At 64.7% G+C, this 20467-nt stretch carries 21 protein-coding genes; 6 read left to right on the forward strand and 15 right to left on the reverse strand.

Annotated elements, in window-relative coordinates:
- Positions 1 to 206: 206 nt before the first annotated feature.
- The 4 genes from BGK68_RS03455 to tyrS all read right to left on the reverse strand — a co-directional run bounded on the left by BGK68_RS03455 (position 207) and on the right by tyrS (position 3331).
- On the reverse strand, positions 207 to 851 hold the full coding sequence (locus BGK68_RS03455) for a histidine phosphatase family protein (protein ID WP_075255939.1): 645 nt from the start codon (positions 849 to 851) through the stop codon (positions 207 to 209).
- Between the two features lie 9 nt (positions 852 to 860).
- Positions 861 to 1508 (reverse strand): YbhB/YbcL family Raf kinase inhibitor-like protein, encoded by a 648-nt coding sequence (locus BGK68_RS03460; protein ID WP_075255940.1) that lies wholly within the window; start codon positions 1506 to 1508, stop codon positions 861 to 863.
- Between the two features lie 86 nt (positions 1509 to 1594).
- Positions 1595 to 2068: a D-aminoacyl-tRNA deacylase gene (gene dtd, locus BGK68_RS03465; RefSeq protein WP_075255941.1), complete on the reverse strand. Its 474-nt coding sequence runs from the start codon at positions 2066 to 2068 to the stop codon at positions 1595 to 1597.
- Positions 2069 to 2080: 12 nt separating this feature from the next.
- The gene (gene tyrS / locus BGK68_RS03470) at positions 2081 to 3331 is read right to left on the reverse strand and encodes a tyrosine--tRNA ligase (RefSeq protein ID WP_075255942.1); all 1251 of its coding nucleotides are present in this window, start codon (positions 3329 to 3331) and stop codon (positions 2081 to 2083) included.
- 257 nt (positions 3332 to 3588) lie between these two features.
- On the opposite strand from tyrS, the gene BGK68_RS03475 reads away from it, so the two are divergent.
- Together BGK68_RS03475 and BGK68_RS03480 are read left to right on the forward strand one after the other, a co-directional pair.
- Positions 3589 to 4986 carry a M23 family metallopeptidase gene (locus tag BGK68_RS03475; RefSeq protein WP_075255943.1) on the forward strand — a complete coding sequence of 466 codons (1398 nt, stop codon included), beginning with the start codon at positions 3589 to 3591 and terminating at the stop codon, positions 4984 to 4986.
- Between the two features lie 98 nt (positions 4987 to 5084).
- Positions 5085 to 6203 carry an anhydro-N-acetylmuramic acid kinase gene (locus BGK68_RS03480; protein ID WP_075255944.1) on the forward strand — a complete coding sequence of 373 codons (1119 nt, stop codon included), beginning with the start codon at positions 5085 to 5087 and terminating at the stop codon, positions 6201 to 6203.
- Between the two features lie 74 nt (positions 6204 to 6277).
- On the opposite strand, the gene BGK68_RS03485 is transcribed toward BGK68_RS03480, so the two are convergent.
- The 11 genes from BGK68_RS03485 to BGK68_RS03535 all read right to left on the reverse strand — a co-directional run bounded on the left by BGK68_RS03485 (position 6278) and on the right by BGK68_RS03535 (position 17408).
- Positions 6278 to 6748 carry a glycine zipper 2TM domain-containing protein gene (locus BGK68_RS03485; RefSeq protein ID WP_075255945.1) on the reverse strand — a complete coding sequence of 157 codons (471 nt, stop codon included), beginning with the start codon at positions 6746 to 6748 and terminating at the stop codon, positions 6278 to 6280.
- Between the two features lie 134 nt (positions 6749 to 6882).
- A complete protein-coding gene (corA, locus tag BGK68_RS03490) occupies positions 6883 to 7848 on the reverse strand; it encodes a magnesium/cobalt transporter CorA (RefSeq protein WP_075255946.1) in 966 nt (321 codons plus the stop codon).
- 210 nt (positions 7849 to 8058) lie between these two features.
- Entirely contained in the window at positions 8059 to 8766 is a 708-nt protein-coding gene (mtgA, locus tag BGK68_RS03495) for a monofunctional biosynthetic peptidoglycan transglycosylase (RefSeq protein WP_075255947.1), read from the reverse strand.
- A gap of 29 nt (positions 8767 to 8795) precedes the next feature.
- On the reverse strand, positions 8796 to 9608 hold the full coding sequence (gene aroE / locus BGK68_RS03500; RefSeq protein WP_075255948.1) for a shikimate dehydrogenase: 813 nt from the start codon (positions 9606 to 9608) through the stop codon (positions 8796 to 8798).
- A gap of 95 nt (positions 9609 to 9703) precedes the next feature.
- Positions 9704 to 10585, reverse strand: coding sequence for a TonB C-terminal domain-containing protein (locus BGK68_RS03505; protein WP_075255949.1), 882 nt, complete (start codon positions 10583 to 10585; stop codon positions 9704 to 9706).
- Positions 10586 to 10652: 67 nt separating this feature from the next.
- On the reverse strand, positions 10653 to 12707 hold the full coding sequence (locus BGK68_RS03510; protein WP_075255950.1) for a ribonuclease catalytic domain-containing protein: 2055 nt from the start codon (positions 12705 to 12707) through the stop codon (positions 10653 to 10655).
- A gap of 16 nt (positions 12708 to 12723) precedes the next feature.
- Entirely contained in the window at positions 12724 to 13329 is a 606-nt protein-coding gene (locus BGK68_RS03515; protein ID WP_075255951.1) for a chorismate--pyruvate lyase family protein, read from the reverse strand.
- Positions 13329 to 13919 (reverse strand): YqiA/YcfP family alpha/beta fold hydrolase, encoded by a 591-nt coding sequence (locus tag BGK68_RS03520; RefSeq protein ID WP_075255952.1) that lies wholly within the window; start codon positions 13917 to 13919, stop codon positions 13329 to 13331. The genes BGK68_RS03515 and BGK68_RS03520 overlap by 1 nt, the downstream gene beginning before the upstream one ends.
- Positions 13916 to 15298 carry a UDP-N-acetylmuramate:L-alanyl-gamma-D-glutamyl-meso-diaminopimelate ligase gene (gene mpl, locus BGK68_RS03525; RefSeq protein WP_075255953.1) on the reverse strand — a complete coding sequence of 461 codons (1383 nt, stop codon included), beginning with the start codon at positions 15296 to 15298 and terminating at the stop codon, positions 13916 to 13918. Before mpl ends, BGK68_RS03520 begins: the two co-directional genes overlap by 4 nt.
- A 75-nt stretch (positions 15299 to 15373) precedes the next feature.
- On the reverse strand, positions 15374 to 15697 hold the full coding sequence (locus tag BGK68_RS03530) for a hypothetical protein (protein WP_075255954.1): 324 nt from the start codon (positions 15695 to 15697) through the stop codon (positions 15374 to 15376).
- Positions 15698 to 15704: 7 nt separating this feature from the next.
- Positions 15705 to 17408, reverse strand: a complete 1704-nt coding sequence (locus tag BGK68_RS03535) for a methyl-accepting chemotaxis protein (protein ID WP_075255955.1) — start codon at positions 17406 to 17408, stop codon at positions 15705 to 15707.
- A gap of 268 nt (positions 17409 to 17676) precedes the next feature.
- Here BGK68_RS03535 and BGK68_RS03540 point away from each other — a divergent pair, with 268 nt between their 5' ends.
- The 4 genes from BGK68_RS03540 to aroQ all read left to right on the forward strand — a co-directional run bounded on the left by BGK68_RS03540 (position 17677) and on the right by aroQ (position 20467).
- The gene (locus tag BGK68_RS03540) at positions 17677 to 18726 is read left to right on the forward strand and encodes a helix-turn-helix transcriptional regulator (protein ID WP_233149230.1); all 1050 of its coding nucleotides are present in this window, start codon (positions 17677 to 17679) and stop codon (positions 18724 to 18726) included.
- Between the two features lie 45 nt (positions 18727 to 18771).
- Entirely contained in the window at positions 18772 to 19413 is a 642-nt protein-coding gene (locus BGK68_RS03545; RefSeq protein WP_075255957.1) for a hypothetical protein, read from the forward strand.
- Positions 19413 to 19934: a TlpA family protein disulfide reductase gene (locus BGK68_RS03550; RefSeq protein ID WP_075255958.1), complete on the forward strand. Its 522-nt coding sequence runs from the start codon at positions 19413 to 19415 to the stop codon at positions 19932 to 19934. Before BGK68_RS03545 ends, BGK68_RS03550 begins: the two co-directional genes overlap by 1 nt.
- A 95-nt stretch (positions 19935 to 20029) precedes the next feature.
- Positions 20030 to 20467 (forward strand): type II 3-dehydroquinate dehydratase, encoded by a 438-nt coding sequence (aroQ, locus tag BGK68_RS03555; RefSeq protein ID WP_075255959.1) that lies wholly within the window; start codon positions 20030 to 20032, stop codon positions 20465 to 20467.

The following is a 20467-nucleotide window of genomic DNA, read 5'->3' on the forward strand; positions in this document are numbered from 1 at the left end:
GGGAGGTTCGGGAAAGGGCGCTATTTTAGCGCGATTGCCGGCCCCGCCCAACAAGAATCGGGCGTGGTTACATCTTTGGCGGTTGATTATTTATTGGGCAGCTTTGATTGTTGGCGAAATACCAATATCGAATATCACTGTGCAGGAAATAGCATGCTCGAAGCCGGGATGCAGACCGATCGCGTTGCCGGCAGACAAGACGACGGCTATCGATCCACCTCATCCAGCGTCTCCCGCTGCAGGTGCCCGATCTCGCCCCAAGAGCGGATATGCGCCCGCTCGCCATCCCAGTGCAGGCGGTTGACACTGGCATTGAAGATGTCGAAGGTCCGCGGCTGGGCGAAGGAAGTCTGGCTGGCCCAGTGGTGGACGCACTCCAGCACGCCGCCGTGGGTGACGATGGCCACCTTGCGATAGCGGCCCGAGGCCAGCACCCGCTGCATGGCCTGGACCGAGCGCTCATAGAATTCGCGCATGGTCTCGGCCACGCGCTCGCCGGCAGGGTAGCGGAAGTCGGGCTCGCGCGCCTTCCACTGGCGATAGGCGTCGGGATAGCGCGCCTCGATCTCGGTGTGGCGCAAACCCTCGAAGGCGCCATAGCAGCGCTCGCGCAGACCGGCGTCGATCTGCACCGTCAATCCCGCCGTCCCGGCCACGGCTTGCGCGGTATCGCGGGCGCGCTGCAGGTCGCTGGCGAAGACGGCGTCGATGCCCTCCGCAGCCAGCGCCTCGCCCAGCGCCAACACCTGGCGCTGGCCGGCGGCGTTCAAGCCGATGTCGATATGCCCTTGCAGGCGCTTGTCCACGTTCCAGTCGGTTTCGCCGTGGCGGATCAGCAGGATCTCGGTCATGCAGGCAGTTCAGCTACGCGGTACCGCGTTGGGGTTGAGGGTGTAGAGGCCGGTGATGGAGGCCTGCTCCAGTACATGGTCGCGCAGCGCGGTCACTACCACCGAGCCTTCCAGGTTGCCGGCTACCGGCAGCTGCTCCACGTCCAGCGCATAGAGGGTGAAGATGTAGCGGTGCACCAGCGCATCATTCCACGGCGGGCAGGGGCCGTCGTAGCCGAAGTAGTCGCCGCGCATGTCGCCGTCGCCGGCAAACCAGCCGGTGTAGTCGTTGATGCCCTGGCGCGCACCGGGCATGACCTCGCCCAGCACCGCCGGTCCCGGCTTGCCGCGTGCGGTCACGCCATTGCTGAACTGGCCGGCCTTGATCTCGGTGACGCCGGCAGGAATGTCCACCAGGGTCCAGTGATAGAAATCGACGCGGGGCAGCTCCAGCGGCACGGTCTTGCCTTCCTGGTTCACGTCGTCGCCGCGCGAAGGAACGTCCGGATCATGCACCACCAGCGCCAACGACTTGGTGCCGGCGGGCAGCTCGCTCCAGGCGAAGTGCGGATTGCGATTGCCCGACAGGGCAACATGGGTCTTGGGGTCCATGACCGCGAAGGCGAATTCGCCGGGGATGGTTGCGCCGTCCTTGAAAGAATCGCTCCAGAATTTCATATCACCTCCTAAAGTAAGGCCACATTCAACACGCTTTACGAATTCATTTGGGGACGCACGGCCAGGCTTCAATGCCGGGCCGGTTTTTATTGCATCGCCACCGCTGGGGCCTTGGGCTTGACCTGCAGCCAGAAGGTCACCGGTCCGTCGTTGGTCAGCGACACCTTCATGTCGGCCCCGAAGCGGCCGGTGCCGACCTTGTCCTCCCCGTGGCTAGCGCGCGAGCGCGCCACGAAGTGATCGAACAGTTGCCGCCCCAGTTCCGGCGCGGCCGCCGGGGTGAAGGACGGGCGCGTGCCGGAGTTGGTGTCGGCGGCCAGCGTGAATTGCGGGATCAGCAAGAGCCCGCCTTGCACGTCGGCAACACTGCGATTCATCTTGCCGGCCTCGTCGGCGAAGACGCGATAGGCCAGCAGTTTCTTGAGCAAGGCGTCGGCTTCGGCGGTGGTGTCGTTCCGCTCGGCGCACACCAGCACCATCAAGCCAGTGCCGATGGCGCCCAGCGTCTGGCCATCGACCACCACCGACGCCTGGCTGACCCGCTGCAACAGGGCAATCATGGACGCCCCAGCTTACGCCAGGGTGACGCGGGCGAACTTGCGCTTGCCCACCTGTACCACGCACTGGCCGGCCTCGACCTTGAGGCCCTTGTCGCTGATGACGGTGCCGTCGATGCGCACGCCGCCCTGCTCCACCATGCGCAGCGCTTCAGAGGTGGAAGCGCACAGGTTGGCCTGCTTCAACAACTGGCCGATGCCCAGCGGGGCGCCGGTCAGCGAAACTTCCGGGATGTCGTCCGGGATGCCGCCCTTGGAGCGGTTCACGAAATCGGCCAGCGCATCTTCGGCGGCCTGCTGCGAGTGGAAGCGGGCGACGATTTCCTGGGCCAGGGCCACCTTGATGTCGCGCGGGTTCTTGCCGGCCTCGACCTCGGCCTTGTAGCCGGCGATCTCGGCAATCGAACGGAACGACAGCAGGTCGTAGTAGCGCCACATCATCACGTCGGAAATGCTCATCACCTTGGCGAACATGGTGTTGGCCGGCTCGGTGATGCCGATGTAGTTGCCCTTGGACTTGGACATCTTTTCCACGCCATCCAGACCTTCCAGGAGCGGCATGGTCAGGATGCACTGGGGCTCCTGGCCAAAATCCTTCTGCAGTTCGCGGCCCACCAGCAGGTTGAACTTCTGGTCGGTGCCGCCCAGCTCCAGGTCGGACTTCAGCGCTACCGAGTCGTAGCCTTGCATCAGGGGATAGAGGAATTCATGCACCGAGATCGGCGTGCCTTCCTTGAAGCGCTTGGTGAAGTCGTCGCGCTCCATCATGCGCGCCACCGTGTAGCGCGAGGCCAGCTGGATCATGCCGCGGCTGCCCAGGGCGTCGCACCATTCGGAGTTGTAGCGGATCTCGGTCTTGGACGGATCCAGCACCAGGCTGGCCTGGGCGAAGTAGGTCTTGGCGTTGATCTCGATCTGCTCGCGCGAGAGCGGCGGGCGGGTGGCGTTGCGGCCGGACGGGTCACCGATCATGGAGGTGAAGTCGCCGATCAGGAAGATCACCTGGTGGCCCAGGTTCTGCAGCTGGCGCATCTTGTTCAACACCACCGTATGGCCCAAGTGCAGGTCAGGGGCAGTCGGGTCCAGGCCCAGCTTGATGCGCAGCGGCTGGCCGCTTTGCTCGGCGCGCGCCAGCTTCTGGGCGAATTCGCTCTCGATGAGCAGTTCGTCAATGCCGCGCTTGGTGATGGCCAATGCCTCCAGGACCTTGTCCGAAAGGGGCATTTTAGAAGGGGCGGCGTTAGGGGTAGACTGGTCTGCGTTCATCGATATAACTAAAAAATAGGCGTTTGTAGGACAGGACCGCGAAATCGTGTTGCTATAATTCCGACTTTCGTTTTTCTGCTGGGCGCCACGACGCCGCCTCAAAAAGCTCATCAGCAGAAAGGATATTCAACACCGTGCGTTGGTCATTCATACTACGCGGGCGTAACACGGCGAGGGGACAGGAAGCGCCGCGTTTCAGCTACACGCACACCCGCTACCGACCACGGAAACGTCAGATTTTAACGTATTCGGTTTGCATGTTCCCACAAGATAAACACAAGCACTTCTCGTCCCTGTGCTTCTCCGCGTTGCAGTCCTGCCACCACAAAGTCGCCGCCTCCTCGCCCAAGACCCGCATCATCGGCGCCAGCGCCCTGTTCCTGGCCGCCTTCACCATTGGCGCAGCCGGCTTCGCCCCGGCCGAACCGGACATGAAGGACGCCCCGGTCAACCCGATCTCCAAGGAACTGGTCTTGCCTGACCTGCAACATCAGATCAGCGCCCTGGAAGAGCAATCGCAGTACTACGTCAACGAAGAGAAGGTGCGCAGCGGCGACACCCTTGCGACCCTGCTCAACCGCCTGGGCGTGGATGACGACGAGGCCGTGGCCTTCATCAAGTCCGACACCCTGGCGCGTTCGGTGATGCAATTGCGCGCCGGCAAGCGCGTGGTGGCGCAGACCGATGACAGCGGCGAACTGGTCAAGCTCTCGGCCACCCTGGATGACGGCAGCGACGCGCCCAAGAACCTGGTCATCTCGCGCCACGATGGCAAGTTGAGCGCCGAAGCGCAACCGGCCGCGCTGGAGCGCCGCGTGGAAATGCGCTCCGGGGTGATCTTCTCCTCCCTCTTCGCCGCCACCGATGCGGTGCAGATTCCGGACGCCGTGGCCATGCAACTGGTGGACATGTTCGCCACCAACATCAACTTCGCCTCCGACCTGCGCCGCGGCGACCGCTTCAATGTGGTCTATGAAACCTTCTGGCAGAACGGCGACCTGGTGCGCACCGGCCGCGTGCTGGCCGGCGAATTCGACAACGCCGGCAACCGCTACCAGGCCGTCTGGTTCAGCGATCCGGCCAGCAAGACCGGCGGGGGCGGCTACTACGCCTTCGACGGCAAGTCGTTGAAGAAGGCCTTCCTGAAGTCGCCACTGGCCTTCACCCGGATCTCCTCGGGCTTCTCGATGCGCCTGCACCCCATCCTGGGCAAGTGGAAGCAGCATACCGGCGTGGACTTCGCCGCGCCCACTGGCACGCCCATCCATGCGGCCGCTGACGGCGTGGTCGATTTCGTCGGCAAGCAGAATGGCTATGGCAACATCGTGGTCATCAAGCACTGGAGCGGCTATTCCACCGCCTACGGCCACATGAGCCGCTTCGCGCCCGATATCAAGAAGGGCATGAAGGTCAGCCAGAACGATGTGATCGGCTTCGTCGGCATGACCGGCTGGGCCACCGGCCCGCACCTGCACTACGAATTCCGCGTCAACAACCAGCCGCGCAATCCGCTGTCGGTGGATGTGCCCAACAACCAGGCGCTGACCGGCCCGCAATTGCAGCGCTTCCGCACCGTGGCAGCCGACATGCAGCACCGCATGGCCATGCTGCGCGTGCCGGGCGCACCGGACGTGAAACTGGCCTCGGTCAAGTAACACCACACACCGGCATCCTTGCCGCATGCGCCGAGGGCGGCCGCTGTAGAATCAGCGACCGCCCTTTTCTTTTGCCCACTTCACCGGACCTGCCTGCCATGAGCGCACCTTCCACCTTGTATATCGGCCTGATGTCCGGCACCAGCCTCGACGGCGTCGATGGCGTGCTGGCCGACTTCCAGGGCCAGTCCGTCTCGGCCACCCTGGCCGCGGCCTATGTGCCCTTCCCGCCGCACCTGCGCGCCGACCTGATGGCCTTGCAGGCCGCCGGCCCCAACGAGATCGAGCGCGAAGCAATGGCCGCCAACGCGCTGGCCGTGCATTACGCCGATTGCGTGGCGCAGCTGCTGCTGCAGACGGGCAAGTCCGCCGCCGCTATCCGCATGGTGGGCGTGCATGGGCAGACCATCCGCCATCGCCCCGAGCTGGGCTTTACCCGCCAGACCAACAATGCGGCGCTGCTGGCCGAGCTGAGCGGCATCGACATCGTCGCCGACTTCCGCAGCCGCGACGTGGCCGCTGGCGGCCAGGGCGCGCCGCTGGTGCCGGCCTTCCATCGCGCCCTCTTCGGTGATGCAGCGCAGTCGCGGGTGGTGGTCAATATCGGCGGCATTGCCAACATCAGCATCCTGCCGGCCGGCAAGGAAGAGGCTTATGGCTTCGACACCGGCCCCGGCAACGCCCTCATGGATGGCTGGATCCACCTGCACCAGCAGCGCAGCTACGACATCCATGGCGACTGGGGCGCCTCCGGCCAGGTGCATCCGGGACTGCTGACGCAGTTGCGCGAAGAAGTCTTCTTCCACGCCCCGCCGCCCAAGAGTTCGGGCCGCGACCTGTTCCACCTGGACTGGCTGCAGGCCGCGCTGCTGCGCACCGGCCAGCCAGTAGCGCCGGCCGATGTCCAGGCCACCCTGGCCATGCTCACCGCCAGCACCATCGCCGACGCCATCAAGCTGCATGCCGCTGACGCCGGCCAGGTGTATGTCTGCGGGGGCGGGGCGGAAAACGCTTTCCTGATGCGGCTCTTGGGTCAGCAGCTGGAGGGTCGCGCAGAGGTCGGGTCGACCGCTGCGCTGGGCGTAGCGCCCCAGCATGTGGAAGCACTGGCCTTTGCGTGGCTGGCGCATCGCTTCGACCAGCGGTTGGCGGGCAACCTGCCGGCGGTGACCGGTGCGCGCGGCCCGCGTGTGCTGGGGGCGCTCTATCCGGCCTGATCCTGCCGTTGTCCATCAATTGCCCAACAAAAATCCCCGCTGCTGGCGGGGATTTTTGTTCCGGCGTAGGGGCTTCAATAACGGGAGATGCGCCCATTATCCAGCCGCACGCGATCACCCACCCGGAAATCGGTATTGTCTTCCTGGGCGAAGGTCTGCATCGAACCATCATCCATGCGCACGCGGATGTTGTAGACTTGGCGGCCTTCCGAATTGTTACGCTGGATCTTGTTACCGGCATAGGCGCCACCTGCGGCGCCGGCCACCGTGGCCAGTACCCGTCCGGTGCCACCGCCGATGGCATTGCCCACCAGCCCGCCGGCCACACCGCCGACCACGGTACCGGCCACGCCGCTGCTTTCCTTGTGGGTCACTTCGATGGCCTCCACCACACCGGTGCCGGTATAGGAGGCAACGCGATCATAGTTCTGGGACTGCGGGGCGGCGCCATACGGCTGCTGCTGCGGACTGGCGCAGCCGATCAGCAGACCGGCGAAACTGAGGCTGACGATGGCCAGCGAGGCATAGTGATGACGAACGGACATGGGGTTCTCCTTGCGAACTAGGCGAGATGGTGCCAGTGTGCCGCGCCGCGCGCGGCGACGGCATCGGAAAAGCCCCGGAAAGAATGTCGGAAAAAGGCCGACGTCGCCGTGTGCAGACAGGCCTGGATCGACCCTCAGTTCAGCCAGCCGCGCCGGCGGAAATACCAGAAGGGCGCGATGGCCGAGCCGATCATCATCAGGATGGCCAGCGGATAACCGATGGCCCAGTCCAGTTCCGGCATGAGCTTGAAGTTCATGCCGTAGATGCTGGCAATGAGCGTGGGCGGCAGGAAGGCCACCGAGGCCACCGAGAAGATCTTGATGATCTTGTTCTGGTTGATGTTGATGAAACCGACCGTGGCGTCCATCAGGAAGTTGATCTTGTCGAACAGGAAGGCGGTGTGGCCATCCAGCGATTCGATGTCGCGCAGGATCTGGCGGGCGTCCTCGAACTGCTCCGAACTGAGCAGCCGGCCGCGCATCAGGAAACTGACGGCGCGGCGGGTATCCATCATGTTGCGGCGGATGCGGCCGTTCAAGTCTTCTTCATGGGCGATGGTGTTGAGCACTTCGGCGGCGTCCTGGTCGGACAGGCTCTTCTTGAGCACGCTGGTGCTGACCGCTTCCAGCTTCTGGTAGATGCCTTCCAGGGCGTCAGCGGAATATTCGGCATCGGTCTCGTAGAGGTCCAGCAGCACGTCGCGATAGTCGCCGATGGAACCGGGCCGTGAGCGTGCGCGCATGCGCACCAGGCGGAACACCGGCAAGTCTTCGGCATGCACCGAGAAGAGGATGTTGCGGGCCAGGATGAAGGCCACCGTCATGGTCGAGGACGAATCGTCGTCGCCCTCGAAGAGGAAGTCGGTGCGCAGGTGCAGGTCACCGTTCTCAGCCTCGAAGTAGCGGGCCGAGGCTTCGATGTCGCTGAACTCGTCCTCGTCGGGCAGGGTCACGCCGTAGATGCTCTTGACCCAGGCGCGCTCCTCGTCGTTCGGCTCGGTCAGGTCCACCCAGACCGGCGCGGCCTGTTCCAGGTCGGTACGGCTGTCGATATTGACCTGGCTGAGTCGGCCGTTTTGCAACACGAATACATTGATCATGGGCTCTCGCTGGCTGGAACGCGGGGGAATGAGGGTGAATGCTGGCCGCAGGCGGCATGGCAGCGGCGCCACCGGGAGGGACGGCGCGGCACGCTGCGCGAAACGTGCGCAAGTGTACGTTCAAGCCCCGCCGCAGGCAAGCGCGACGCGTGTGCCTGTGGTGCTCAGGCGCCTTGGTGCGCTGTCATGCTGCGGTCATGGCGCAACGTCCTATTTGGCCACGGCCGGCAGGGTCGCGGCGTTCATGCGCCGCAGGATCAGGCTGGTGCGGGCGGCCAGGTAGCCGGAGCCGCGATTGCGGTCGTAATAGCGCGGACGCGGCAGCATCACCGCCAGCCGCGCGGCCTGCTCGGCCCCCAGGCTAGCGGCGGGGATGCGGTAGTAATGCTGGGCGGCCGCCTCGGCGCCGAAGACGCCGTTGCCCCACTCGACCACGTTGAGGTAGATCTCGAAGATGCGCTGCTTGTCCAGCAGGAACTCCAGCATGTAGGTGATGATGAATTCCTGCCCCTTGCGCAGGTAGCTGCGCTCGCCCGAGAGGAACAGGTTCTTGGCCAGCTGCTGGGTGATGGTGGAGCCACCGGCCACCACCTTGCCCTTCTTCTCGTTCTTCTCATAGGCCTTCTGCAGCGCCTCCCAGTCCACGCCATCGTGGGAAGAGAAATTGGAATCCTCCGAGGCGATGATGGCGCGCTTGAGATTGTTGGAGATGCGGGTGTACGGCACCCAGCGGAATTGCAGCTGGGCCTTGGGGTCCTTCTCTTGCAGCAGCGCCAATTGCTGGCGCATGAAGCTGGTCGATTCGGGGTTGTGATCCCGCCACCACCAGATCTGCACGAAGAAATACAGTTGCATCAGCAGCACCAGGACCAGGGGCAGCACGACAATCCAGAACAGCAGCTTGCGCAGGGATTTCATGGGACGGCTCTTGCGGGTGGATCGGCTCACTACGACAACTGCTGGCGCAGGCTGGCGAACACCTCGGCGGTCGCCGGACGCACGCCGCGCCACCACTGGAAGGCCTCGGCGGCCTGCTCCACCAGCATGCCCAGTCCGTCGCGCACGTGGGCGCCGTGCTGCTGGGCGCTCTGCATGAAGACGGTGGGTCCGCGTCCATACATCATGTCGTAGGCCAGCGTCTCGCTGCCATAGACCGACGGCGGCAGCGGCGGCAGGTCGTCGGACAGGCTGGCCGAGGTGGCGTTGACGATCACATCGAAGGCTCCCTCAATCCCGGCAAAGGTGGCGCTACGCACCGGGCCATAGGCGGCGAATTGCGTGGCCAGTTCCTCGGCCCGAGAGGCAGTGCGATTGACCACCACCAGTTCGGCCGGGCGCTGCTGCAGCAAGGGCAGCAAGGCGCCGCGCGAGGCGCCGCCTGCGCCCAGCAGGAGGATGCGGCGGCCCTGCAGGGCCTGGCCGGCATTGACCATGATGTCGGTGACCAGGCCGGCGCCATCGGTGTTGTCGCCGAGGATGCGGCCCTGTTCGAACTTGAAGGTATTGACCGCACCGGCCAGGCGCGCGCGCTCGGTCAACTGGTCGGCCAGGGCATGCGCCTCCAGCTTGAAGGGCACGGTGATGTTGGCGCCGCGTCCGCCACGCCGCTGGAACACCTGCACCGCCGCCTTGAAACCGTGCAGCGGGACCAGCAGGCGCTCGTAGCTCAGCGACTGGCCGGTCTGGGCGGCAAAATGCGCATGGATATCGGGAGATTTGCTGTGGGCAATGGGATTGCCGATGACGACGTATTCATCCATGTTGGTTCGCCTGTTCGCTGTTGGCTGTTCGCTTGTTGTATGTTGTCTCGGTCCGATGCCGTTGCGGCTGTCCGGTGCTGCCCCTGGGCAGCCCTTCAACCGCCTCCCAGTTGCGCCTGCAAACCCTGGTCACGCGTGAAACGGAAGCGCGTGATGATTTCCCAGACGTCATCGCGCCCGCCCGTGCGCATATTGTCGGGGAAGCGGCCAAAGGGCGCCGAACGGCGCACGATGGCCACCGCCGCCTGGTCCAGCGCGGCATTGCCGGAGCTGGACTTGACCACCACGCCGCCATCGCGCTCGTAGATGCTGCCATCCTGGAAGACCGGAATGACGATCAGCAATTCGCCGTAGAGCTTCTTGCCATCCTTGGTGGGGAAGTTCAGCGTGCCGACCTTCTCGATCTTGTCCTGCAGGGTCTTGTAGTACTGTGCATAGCCCACTTCACGGGTGCTGGGCGTGATCTGGGTTTTCTTCGGGCGCTTGTTGTATAGCTCGATGTCGCGGGCCACCTCGGCCTCCATGCGGGCCATGGCGCGTGCGGTCTCGATCATGTCGCGCGCGTTGAGCTGCGGCGCTTCGGTCTGCTTCTGCTGCTCGGCGCTGGCCACGTGCTGCTGTGACTGCTTGAGCTGCGCCATCATACGCCGTTGCTGCTGTTCCAGTTCCACCACCTTGCGCTGCGCCGCCTTGACGCTGTCGCCGCTGTCGACCCGCTGCATGTCCGGCAGCGGCGACCTGGCGCGGCCCTCCTCGGCGTTGCCGCCGCCGTCCAGATTGGCCTGCGCCAGCGCCTGGGCATTGACCGGTTTCTTGTCGTGCTTGGCGTTGACCAGGATGACTTCGAGATCCGGGTCGGAAGGCTTGAGGCGGAAAGCATCAGGCGCGGCGAAGTGCACGGCCAGCATCAGGCCATGCACCAGCAGCGAGACGCCCAGCGCCACGCTCAGCAGACGATGTTGGGCAAACAGATTCACGGATTCACAGCGGGAAAGAAAAGACAGCTGCGCACAGCGCAAAGTGCAATTCTACGCCAGCAGCGCATCATTGGGCCGCCTCAGCGGGCGGGTTCTCATCGGCTGCCAGCGACGCCGCCGGCTCCTCTTGCGCCGGGGTCTCTTCCTCGCCCAGCGACGCCATTCCGTCGAGCAGGTCTTCGTCTTCCTCGCCCAGATCGGCATCCACGGCCTGGGCGGCAGCGGCCGGCACTTCCAGCAGGCGCGCCTCCACGTTCAGGTCGACCTCATCCCAGCGCAACAGGTCCAGCTTGACCTGCAGGCCGCGCGCCAGTTGCGGCAGACCCGGCATGCGCAGCACCAGGGGGATATCGACCAGGCGCAGGATCTCGTCCTTCAGCACCACGGCGTCGACCACGCGGGCGTTCTCCTGGGCCAGCCAGCGCAGGCACCAGTAGCGTTCCATGGTGGACTGGAAGTCGGCATAGCCGGAATAGGCGGCATCGAAGCCCGAGACGATGGAGAACAAATCGGCATCGCGCGGCTTGAAGGGCGCCACCAGGGGCGCGGTCACGCCATGCTCGATGCAGGCCAGGATCTGCCACTGGTTGACCAGGTCGGTATAGCGGCGCAGCGGCGAGGTGCTCCAGGCATATTGATCCACCCCCAGGCCCTGGTGGGGTGCGGCGTGGGTCACCATGCGCACCTGCATCTTGGCGGCCCAGCCGCCGGCGCCGCCACCCTGGGCGCGGTAGATGCCGGGCACGCCATGGTCGGCCATGAGCTTGCCCCAGGTGCTGTTGGCGAAGATCATCAGTTCGGCCACGATCTTGTCCAGCGGCGCACCGCGACGGCGGCGCACGATGCTGACCACGTCGTCCTCGACGTAGAAGTTGAAGTCCACGCGATTGTTCTGTTCCGGCCGCAGGCCGAAGCTCTCGCGCTTGGCCATGCGGCCCTGCTCCAGCAATTGCACCCATTGCCACAGCAGCGCGATCTCATCCTTGTGCGGATACTCGCCGCGATTCTCGGCCAGCGCTTCCTCGGTGACCAGGTCGTCGAGGTCGTTGTGGCGCAGGTTGGCGGTGATCGGCACCAGTTCGGCGCGGGTCTCGGTGCCCAGCACGGCCCAGTTGGTCGCATCCAGCGTGGCATAGAGCGACAGCGCCGGACGGGCCGCGCCGGCGTCCAGCGTATAGGCGGCCACCAGCTCGTCGGGCAGCATGGTGATCTTTTCGCCCGGCATATAGACGGTGGACATGCGCGCACGGGCAATCGCATCGATGGCGTCGCCGCGCTTGATGGCCAGGCCCGGGGCGGCGATGTGGATGCCCACGCGCAACTTGCCGTCAGGCAGGCGCGTGACCGAGAGCGCATCGTCGATCTCAGTGGTGGTGACGTCGTCGATGGAGAAGGCCTGCACGTCGGCCGTGGGCAGGTCCGTCGGCGGCGCAGGAATGTCGATGGCGGGGAAACCGGTGCCACGGGGGAAATGCTCGAACAGGAAGCGCGCATAGTGCAGATCCTTGGGCGAGGCGACACCGCCGGCGGCCAGCATCAGGCGCTGCGGCGTGGTCTGCATTTCCTTGGCGGCGGCGTCCAGGGCCTTGAATTCGATGCTGTTCTTGTCGGGCTTGAACAGCAGTTGCAGCGCGATCGGGGCGAACGCCTGCGGCAGCTTGTGGGCCTTGAGTTCGTCCACGTAGGCCGCTTGCGCCAGCAGTTGCTGCTTCTTCTTTTCCAGCCCGGCCAGTGCGGCCTGCAGGGAGGCTTGCGGGGCGGCCTTGTAGCGGCCGCGGCCCTTTTTGTAGAAGTAGATCGGTGCATTGTGCAGGCGCAACAGCAGGCCGGCCGCCTCCGGCGGCAGCGGGGCATGACCGAAGTAGTCGGTGGCCAGTTCGGTGAAGCCGAATTCTTCCTCGCCGGCCACTTCCCAGAGGAAGTCCAGGTCGATTTCCTCGGCGATGGCCTGGGCCTGTTGCAGCAGTTCCTGCGGCGCCGGGGCGGTGAACTGCAGCAGCGCGTCACGCGCCTTGACCTTGGCGCGCTTGCCGGAGGCCATCTCGACCTGGTAGGACTCGCCCTGCTGGGTCATGATGGAGCCGGCCTTGAAATCGCCGGATTCTTCGAACAGTAAATTCATCTGCGTCTATCGCTTTTCAATCTGGTGCATGGGTCGGCCGGGAGCGCATCAAGGGCTCCAGCGCCGGCAGGAAAACATCGGTAACCATCAGCACGCCGCCGCGCCGGGTAAACAGGGAGCGGCGCGCCAGGAGGCTGGACGGCAAGGGCAGGCCAGGCAGGGCCTGCACGATGCGGCGCATCAGCGGGTGATCGGCTGCCAGGCGAGCATACTGGATAGGGCTGCGCCCGACCAGCGGATCAAAGAACAGGTTGACCCCCAGCGGGGTGTTGCCCAGCTTGCTGAAGAAGGGCCAGTCGGATTTCACCGAGGTCGTTGACAACACGGTATGCCCGAACACCACCGGCTGGCCGTCGCAATGCAGGATCACATCGCGCTCGACCACCCGGCTGCGGGCCGGCACGCCCAGTGCGGCATGCTCGTCGGCCAGGATGGGGCCGGGGCGCTGGCGCAGTAGGCGCACCGTGAACTGGCCGGTGCGGGCCTTGAGCTTCAAGGTCATGGAACCCGGATCGGACAACCAGGCGCGGGTACGCCGCGCCAAGCCGCCCTGGCCGGCCAGTTGCCCTGCCAGCGCCTGCGGGTGCGCCATCCAGCGGGCCCGGCCCACGCCACGCGGCATCAGGACACCGCCTTGCCGTGGGGATCGACGTCGCAGAAGGCCAGCACCTCATCCAGGTAATCGGCAAATTCGGCAATGCCGTGGTCACTGCCCTGGATCACGGTCTGGCGCGCCAGCGGGTAGTGCGCCACCATCTCGCGCCAGTCCAGCACCTCGTCGCCGGTGGCGGCGATGAGGAAATAGCGCTCGGGCCGGGTGATGGCCGGCACGACCAGCGCTTGCAGCTCGGCGATGTACTCGCGCTTGAATTCGAAGGGTTCGTCGGAGTGGTACTGGGTGCTCACGCCCACATACGACTCCAGGTCACGCGGCGGCTTGACCGCCGGGTTCAGCAGCACGGCGCGGCAGCCCAGCCGTTCGGCCAGCCAGGTGGCGTAGAAGCCGCCCAGGGAAGAACCGACCACGGTCAGTTGCGCCGGTTCCACGTCCGCCACCATCGCGCCGGCCAAGGCGATGGCCGCTGCCGGCGAGGCCGGCAATTGCGGGCAGAGGTAGTGGTCCTGCAACCCCAGGTCGGCCATGCGCTGCCCCATCAGGCGCGCCTTGTACGACTGCGGCGAAGAGCGGAAACCATGCAGGTAGAGAATCATGCCAGGGCGTCCAGCAGCTTCTGGTGCACGCCGCCGAAGCCGCCATTGCTCATCACCAGCACATGGTCGCCGGGCCGCGCCGCAGCCTTGACGGCCTGCACCAGCGCAGCCAGGTCGTCGAAAGCGGCCGCCTTGCTGCCCAGCGGGGCGAGCGCCTCGCCCAGATCCCAGCCCAGCGCATCGCGCCCGGCGTGGGCGCCGAAACCGAAGACCAGGTCGGCGTTGGCCAGGCTGCCCGGCAGGGCTTGCTTCATCGTGCCCAGCTTCATGGTGTTGGAGCGCGGCTCCAGCACGGCCAGGATGCGCGCCGCGCCGACCTTCTTGCGCAGGCCGGCCACGGTGGTGGCGATGGCGGTGGGATGGTGGGCGAAATCGTCGTAGACGGCCACGCCATTGACGCTGCCGCGCAGTTCCATGCGCCGCTTGACGCTCTGGAACGCGCCCAGCGCCGCGATGGCCTGGGCCACCGGCACGCCCACGTGACGGGCAGCGGCAATGGCCGCCAGCGCATTCATGCGGTTGTGCTCGCCGGTCAGCTGCCACTCCACGGTGCCCTGCGGCTGGCCCTCGAAGAAGACATCGAAACGGCCATCTTCATGGGTCAGCAGCGACCAGCCCGACTGGTCCTGGGCCACGCCGAAGTCTTCGCGCTCGCTCCAGCAGCCACGCGCCAGCACGCGCTGCAAGGCCGGCTCGCGGCCATTGACGATCAGGCGGCCGATGCCGGGCACGGTGCGCACCAGGTGATGGAACTGGGTCTCGATGGCGGCCAGGTCGGGGAAGATGTCGGCGTGATCGTATTCGAGGTTGTTCAGGACCGCCGTGCGGGTGCGGTAGTGGACGAACTTGCTGCGCTTGTCGAAGAAGGCGGTGTCGTACTCATCGGCTTCGATGACGAAGAAAGGCGCAGGACCGCCCTGGCCATCGCTGCCCAGGCGGGCCGAGATGCCGAAGTTCATCGGCACGCCGCCGATCAGGAAACCAGGTTGATAGCCGGCATGTTCCAGCACCCAGGCCAGCATGGCCGAGGTGGTGGTCTTGCCGTGGGTGCCGGCCACGGCGAGCACCCATTTGTCTTGCAGGATGTTCTCGCCCATCCATTGCGGACCGGACACATAGGGCAGACCGCGATTGAGGATCTCTTCCATCAGGGGATTGCCGCGCGAGACGACATTGCCGATGACGAACAGGTCGGGCTCGAGCGCCACCTGGGCAGCATCGAAGCCCTGGGTCAGCGTGATGCCCTGGGCTTCGAGCTGGGTGCTCATCGGCGGATAGACGTTGGCGTCGCAGCCGGTCACCGTATGGCCAGCCTCTTTGGCCAGCACGGCCAGGCCGCCCATGAAGGTGCCGCAGATGCCGAGGATATGTATATGCATAGCGAATCTTGGGGTGTAATCCCAAGATTTTACCTGAGCCGGCGCCTCCTCCCTATCCCCGGCCACGCGGCGGGCTCAAGCGACGCCCTTGTCCTGGCTGCGCAGGGCGGCCGGCAGGTCCTCCGGCTCCAGCCCGGCCTCACCCGTGCAGCAGCGATCCGGCCCGAACGGTCGCCTTATGTGCCTGAGCACCTGCTCGGCGTGGCGGGCGGCGCTGGTGAGGCGGTTGAGGATCAGCCGCAGGCTTTCCCATTCATCCGGTTCCAACGGCTGGTCCAGACCATCTCTGACCACGCTGGCCCGGGTGATGAGGGCCGCCGCCTTCCAGGCGGCCTCGTGGTAGACCTCGGCCAGCTCACGCCGGATGCGGTCCAGCTCTGCCTTGTCGGGCTTGCTCATCGCTGCCTCAGAAGGTTTCCCATTGTTCATCCGGCCCCTGCGCCACAGCCAGCGCGGGCGCAGCCGCCAGCGCGGTGCCTGCCACCGCTGGGCGCCGCGGCGTGTGGGCGGGCGCCGCCGTGGCCACGACAGCCACCTCGGGAGCTTGCTGCCGGGCTGCGCCAGGCAGGCGGAACACCCCGACCAGCTCTGAGAGTCGCTGGGCCTGGTGCGACAGCGACTGCGATGCCGAGGCCGCCTCTTCCACCAGGGCGGCATTCTGCTGGGTCACCTCGTCCATCTGGGTAATGGCCTGGTTGACCTGCTCGATCCCTTGGGTCTGCTCGCCGCTGGCCGCCGAGATCTCGGACATCACATCGGTGACCCGCTGCACACTGGACACCACCTCGGAAATGGTCACCCCAGCCTTCTGCACCAGCCCGCTGCCCAGGCCGACCTGCTGCACCGAATTGTCGATGAGGGTCTTGATCTCCTTGGCGGCGGTGGCCGAACGCTGGGCCAGCGAGCGCACTTCGGTGGCGACCACGGCAAAGCCGCGCCCCTGCTCGCCGGCACGGGCCGCTTCCACCGCCGCATTCAGCGCGAGGATATTGGTCTGGAAGGCGATGCTGTCGATCACGCTGATGATGTCCACGATCTTCTTGGAAGACGCATCGATGCTGCCCATGGTCTCGATGACCTGGCTGACCACCTTGCCGCCCTCCTCGGCGATGGTCGAGGCGCTCAGTGCCAGCTGGTTGGCCTGGCGCGCATTTTCGGCATTCTGGCGCACGGTGGACGTCAGTTCTTCCATGGCCGAGGCGGTCTCTTCCAGCGAACTGGCCTGCTCTTCAGTGCGGCTGGAGAGGTCCAGGTTGCCGCTGGAAATCTGGCCCGACGCGGTGGCGATGGTGTCGGTGCCGCTCCTGACCTGGCTGACGATGCGACGCAGGCTGGTATTCATGGCTGCCAGTGCAGCCGTCAGTTGCCCGGTTTCATCCACGGAGCGGGCGGTGATGTCGGCGGTGAGGTCGCCGGCGGCGATGCGATGGGCGAACTCGCCCGCGCTGCGCAGGGGCGTGGCAATCACCCGGGCGATGAACAAGGCCAGGGCCAGACCTGCCAGCAACGCGCCGATCAGGATGGCCACGACCCACACCTGCGCCTGGTCATAGGTGGTCTCGGCGCTATGGGTGGACTGGACGCTGCCGTCCAGGTTGACCTGGGCCAGCTTGTCGAGATCATTGAGCAGGCTCAGGTAGTTCTCGAAGGCCGGGCCCAGCAGCAGGCGCTTGGCCTCGTCCAGCTTGCCGGCCCGGATGGCGGCCAGCGTGTCGCCGTGCAGCGCAATGAATTTGTCGATGCGCTCATTGACGCCAGGAAACAGTGCTTTTTCACCTGGCTCGGAGATCTGGCTCGTGTACTGCTTGCGCGCCGCCGCCAGGGCTTCCAGGTTCTTGTTCATGAGGCCGATGACTGCGCCGCTCTGCTTTTCATCACCCTCGTAGAGCGCCAGCTGGGCCTGGTTGGCACGCACGCGCGAGAGCGCCACTTTCATGTCATTGAGCGAGCGGATGCTGGGCAGCCAGTTGGTGGCCAGCTCCGTGGCCGACTGGTTTACCTTGTGCAACTGGACAATGGAAAAAATGCCCAGTACGCCCGTCAACAGCAGTACGCAGGCAAAGGCCAGCAACAATTTTGTGGCGATCCTGCGATTGTAGAACCAGTTCATGACTTCCCCTTTTCATAGTCGGATGCGCAAGAAAAGTACGCCCGACCCCATGGCCAAAAACGGTCTGCTGCGTACGCGATAGACCGAACTTAACCGCTTCCTCACAAAGGTTCCGGCGCGCCGAAAAATTCCTGCGCATTTTTTCGGAGCGCTTCGTTTCCGTGGAAGGAAGCTCCAGGGCTTGAGAGAGAATCACAGGCAAAACTTACATATTCATTAAACATTTTCTGACTTAAATCGACATGCTCCCTGTCTTGATATGCCCTGGATGCAACAGAAAATGCCGCTGAGTGCTTTTCTCATTGAAAGCCGCATCAAGAACCAAACCTCTTTTTCTGCCCTGGGCTCAAGCACCAAGGTCGATCTGTCCGACCCGCAGTGTGCCGACACCTTTCTACGCACCACCGGCGTCAAGATCGAGAACCCGAATGCGTCGCACGGCGCAGTCCAATATGAAGGCGAATATTTCCTGCTGCCGGAGGGGGGGCTCTATCGTTCCACCACCCCGTCCGGATGGGTCATGCTCAGCATCCCCGAGGCCGAGGGCTACAGTCTCTACATTCCGCGCAGCGGCGAGTTGCACTGGCGCGCGGCCGAGGGCCTGATTCATTGCCGCAGTGGCAGCGCCATCATGCTGGATCTGGCGCGGATGCAGCAGCTCGCCAGCCTGGACTCATCCTCGGGCACGGGCTTCTTTTTCTCCATGCATTGCATGACGCACAATCTGTCCCAACTGCTGGAGGCGCCGGTGCACCGGCAATTGCGTTTCCAGTCACCGTTGGTGCACGACGCCCATGTGCTGGCTCCCCTGGCCTCCCTGGGCGAACTCATCGCCGAAGGCCTGGGTGGAACAGCGCCGCTGAAGAATGCGCCGCTGGCCATGGCCAATCTGCTGCAGGCGGCCTCCTACCTGATCCTGCACAACCTGCCGCACAATCATTCGCACGCCCTGACGCGCCGGCCGCCCGCGCCCGCGCCGCGCCAGATCAAGCGCGCCGTGGAGTTCATCATGGCCCGGCTGTCCGCACCGATCACCCTGGCCGACATCGCCGCGCACGCCGCCATCAGCGTGCGCTCGCTGCAGTCGGGCTTTCGTCGCTACAAGGAAATGACGCCCATGGAGTTCCTGCGCACCCAGCGCCTGGGCCGGGTGCGTGAAGACCTGCTGGACCCGGCCGTTCCTGCCGATATCCAGCACATAGCGCTGAGTTGGGGCTTCACCCATCTCTACCTGTTCATGCGCTATTACAAGAAACAGTTCGGCGAGAGCCCTCAGGCCACCCTGGCCAGGCGTACGGTCAAGTGGACCGGTAGCTGACCAGTACCCGCACCCACGACGCAGCCATGCCGCGCAACAGGTATCATGTGGCCCATGTCTGAATTCACCTCCCCCACCGAGCAAGTGCGCGCCGAGATCGCCGCCGCTGCCGCCCGCATGATCGCCGAAGATGGCGCCGACTATGGCAGCGCCAAGCGCAAGGCGGCCAGGCAGATTTTGGGCAACCAGAAAGTACGCGGCGAGATCATGCCCGATAACGAGCAGATCGAAGAGGAAGTGCGTCTCTACAATGAATTGTTCTTTGCCGACACCCAACCGGCGCGCCTGCTGCACCTGCGCCAGGTGGCGCTGCAGGTGATGCAGGACCTGCAGGCCTTCAATCCCTATATTACCGGCGCGGTCTGGAACGGCACCGCCGGGGAGCATTCCGACATCCATCTGCAACTGTTCTCTCCCAGCGCCAAGGATGTGGAAATCTTCCTGCTCAACAAGAACGTGAATTTCGAAGTCGGCGAGACGGCGCACTTCCGTACCGGCCAGCCGGTGGAAACCCTGAGTTTCCTGCTGCCCCAGCGCGGGGCCGATCCGGAACTGGCCCACCTGACCCTGTATGAGGAGGACGATCTGCGCGGCAGCCTGCGCTCGGCGCCCGGCAAGCGCGCCGAACGCGGCGACGCGAGCGCCCTGGCCGCCCTGATCGATGAGACCTGCAAGGAAGAAGACTGATGAAAAAGCTGCGAAATGTGATCCTGTTGGCCGTGGTTGCCGTCGTTTGCGTGGGTATCGGCCTGTATGCCAGCCATCGCGCCCATCCGGCCGACTCCCCCGAGACCCAGGCGCTGAAGCACCTGCTGGCGCAGTCGCTGCCTGACGCTACCGGGCAGATGCAGTCGCTGGCGCAGTATCAGGGCAAGCCGCTGATCGTCAACTTCTGGGCCACCTGGTGCGGCCCTTGCGTGGAGGAAATGCCCGAGCTGACAGCCCTGCAGCAGGAAATCGCGCCGGTGCAGATCCTCGGAATTGGCGTCGATAGTCAGGAAAATATCGGCAAGTTTGCGCAAAAGTACCAAATCCGCTATCCTCTCTTCGTTGCCGGAACCGGCGCCACCGATTTGCTGCGGCAATTCGGCAATCAGGCGGGCGGTCTTCCGTTCACCGCTCTGGTGGGCAAGGACGGCAAAGTCAAGAAGATCTACCTGGGTCGCCTGAAGTTCGACGAACTGCGCCAGGACCTCTCCCTACTGTAAATTCGAGAAAATCTGCGAAAAGAAAGTTTTTCTTGCCAATTGATGGCATTTGACGGCAAAATGCGCGCATCGTCGTCAAACGGAGCTTAATCTCCATGGCAAAACAGCTTCTCCTGCTCAATGGCCCGAACCTGAATCTGCTCGGCACCCGGGAGCCGGAAGTCTACGGTTCCACCACGCTGGCCGATATTGAACAGCGTGCGCAAGAACAGGCCCGCGCCGCTGGCGCTACCCTGGTCGCCTTCCAGAGCAACCATGAAGGCGCGCTGATCGACCGCATCCATCAGGCCCGCAGCGAGGGCGTGGACGGCATCATCATCAATCCGGGCGGACTGACCCACACCAGCGTAGCCTTGCGCGATGCGCTGGCCGGGGTGGCCATCCCTTTCGTGGAAGTGCATATCTCCAATATCCACCAGCGCGAGGAATTCAGGCATTTTTCCTACCTGTCCGGCATTGCCCGGGCAGTCCTGTGCGGCTTTGGCGTGGATGGCTATCGCATGGCCATCGACCATTGGCTGCGTCAATCCTGA

The sequence above is a fragment of the Herbaspirillum camelliae genome (assembly GCF_001929405.1).
In the GTDB taxonomy this organism is placed as follows: domain Bacteria; phylum Pseudomonadota; class Gammaproteobacteria; order Burkholderiales; family Burkholderiaceae_D; genus Herbaspirillum; species Herbaspirillum seropedicae.

Bases quoted from the DNA above. Each gene is read 5' to 3' on its own strand.
- BGK68_RS03455 (WP_075255939.1), bottom strand. From the start codon at position 851: ATGACCGAGATCCTGCTGATCCGCCACGGCGAAACCGACTGGAACGTG.
- BGK68_RS03460 (WP_075255940.1), bottom strand. From the start codon at position 1,508: ATGAAATTCTGGAGCGATTCTTTCAAGGACGGCGCAACCATCCCCGGC.
- dtd (WP_075255941.1), bottom strand. From the start codon at position 2,068: ATGATTGCCCTGTTGCAGCGGGTCAGCCAGGCGTCGGTGGTGGTCGAT.
- tyrS (WP_075255942.1), bottom strand. From the start codon at position 3,331: ATGAACGCAGACCAGTCTACCCCTAACGCCGCCCCTTCTAAAATGCCC.
- BGK68_RS03475 (WP_075255943.1), top strand. From the start codon at position 3,589: ATGTTCCCACAAGATAAACACAAGCACTTCTCGTCCCTGTGCTTCTCC.
- BGK68_RS03480 (WP_075255944.1), top strand. From the start codon at position 5,085: ATGAGCGCACCTTCCACCTTGTATATCGGCCTGATGTCCGGCACCAGC.
- BGK68_RS03485 (WP_075255945.1), bottom strand. From the start codon at position 6,748: ATGTCCGTTCGTCATCACTATGCCTCGCTGGCCATCGTCAGCCTCAGT.
- corA (WP_075255946.1), bottom strand. From the start codon at position 7,848: ATGATCAATGTATTCGTGTTGCAAAACGGCCGACTCAGCCAGGTCAAT.
- mtgA (WP_075255947.1), bottom strand. From the start codon at position 8,766: ATGAAATCCCTGCGCAAGCTGCTGTTCTGGATTGTCGTGCTGCCCCTG.
- aroE (WP_075255948.1), bottom strand. From the start codon at position 9,608: ATGGATGAATACGTCGTCATCGGCAATCCCATTGCCCACAGCAAATCT.
- BGK68_RS03510 (WP_075255950.1), bottom strand. From the start codon at position 12,707: ATGAATTTACTGTTCGAAGAATCCGGCGATTTCAAGGCCGGCTCCATC.
- BGK68_RS03515 (WP_075255951.1), bottom strand. From the start codon at position 13,329: ATGCCGCGTGGCGTGGGCCGGGCCCGCTGGATGGCGCACCCGCAGGCG.
- BGK68_RS03520 (WP_075255952.1), bottom strand. From the start codon at position 13,919: ATGATTCTCTACCTGCATGGTTTCCGCTCTTCGCCGCAGTCGTACAAG.
- mpl (WP_075255953.1), bottom strand. From the start codon at position 15,298: ATGCATATACATATCCTCGGCATCTGCGGCACCTTCATGGGCGGCCTG.
- BGK68_RS03530 (WP_075255954.1), bottom strand. From the start codon at position 15,697: ATGAGCAAGCCCGACAAGGCAGAGCTGGACCGCATCCGGCGTGAGCTG.
- BGK68_RS03535 (WP_075255955.1), bottom strand. From the start codon at position 17,408: ATGAACTGGTTCTACAATCGCAGGATCGCCACAAAATTGTTGCTGGCC.
- BGK68_RS03540 (WP_233149230.1), top strand. From the start codon at position 17,677: ATGCAACAGAAAATGCCGCTGAGTGCTTTTCTCATTGAAAGCCGCATC.
- BGK68_RS03545 (WP_075255957.1), top strand. From the start codon at position 18,772: ATGTGGCCCATGTCTGAATTCACCTCCCCCACCGAGCAAGTGCGCGCC.
- BGK68_RS03550 (WP_075255958.1), top strand. From the start codon at position 19,413: ATGAAAAAGCTGCGAAATGTGATCCTGTTGGCCGTGGTTGCCGTCGTT.
- aroQ (WP_075255959.1), top strand. From the start codon at position 20,030: ATGGCAAAACAGCTTCTCCTGCTCAATGGCCCGAACCTGAATCTGCTC.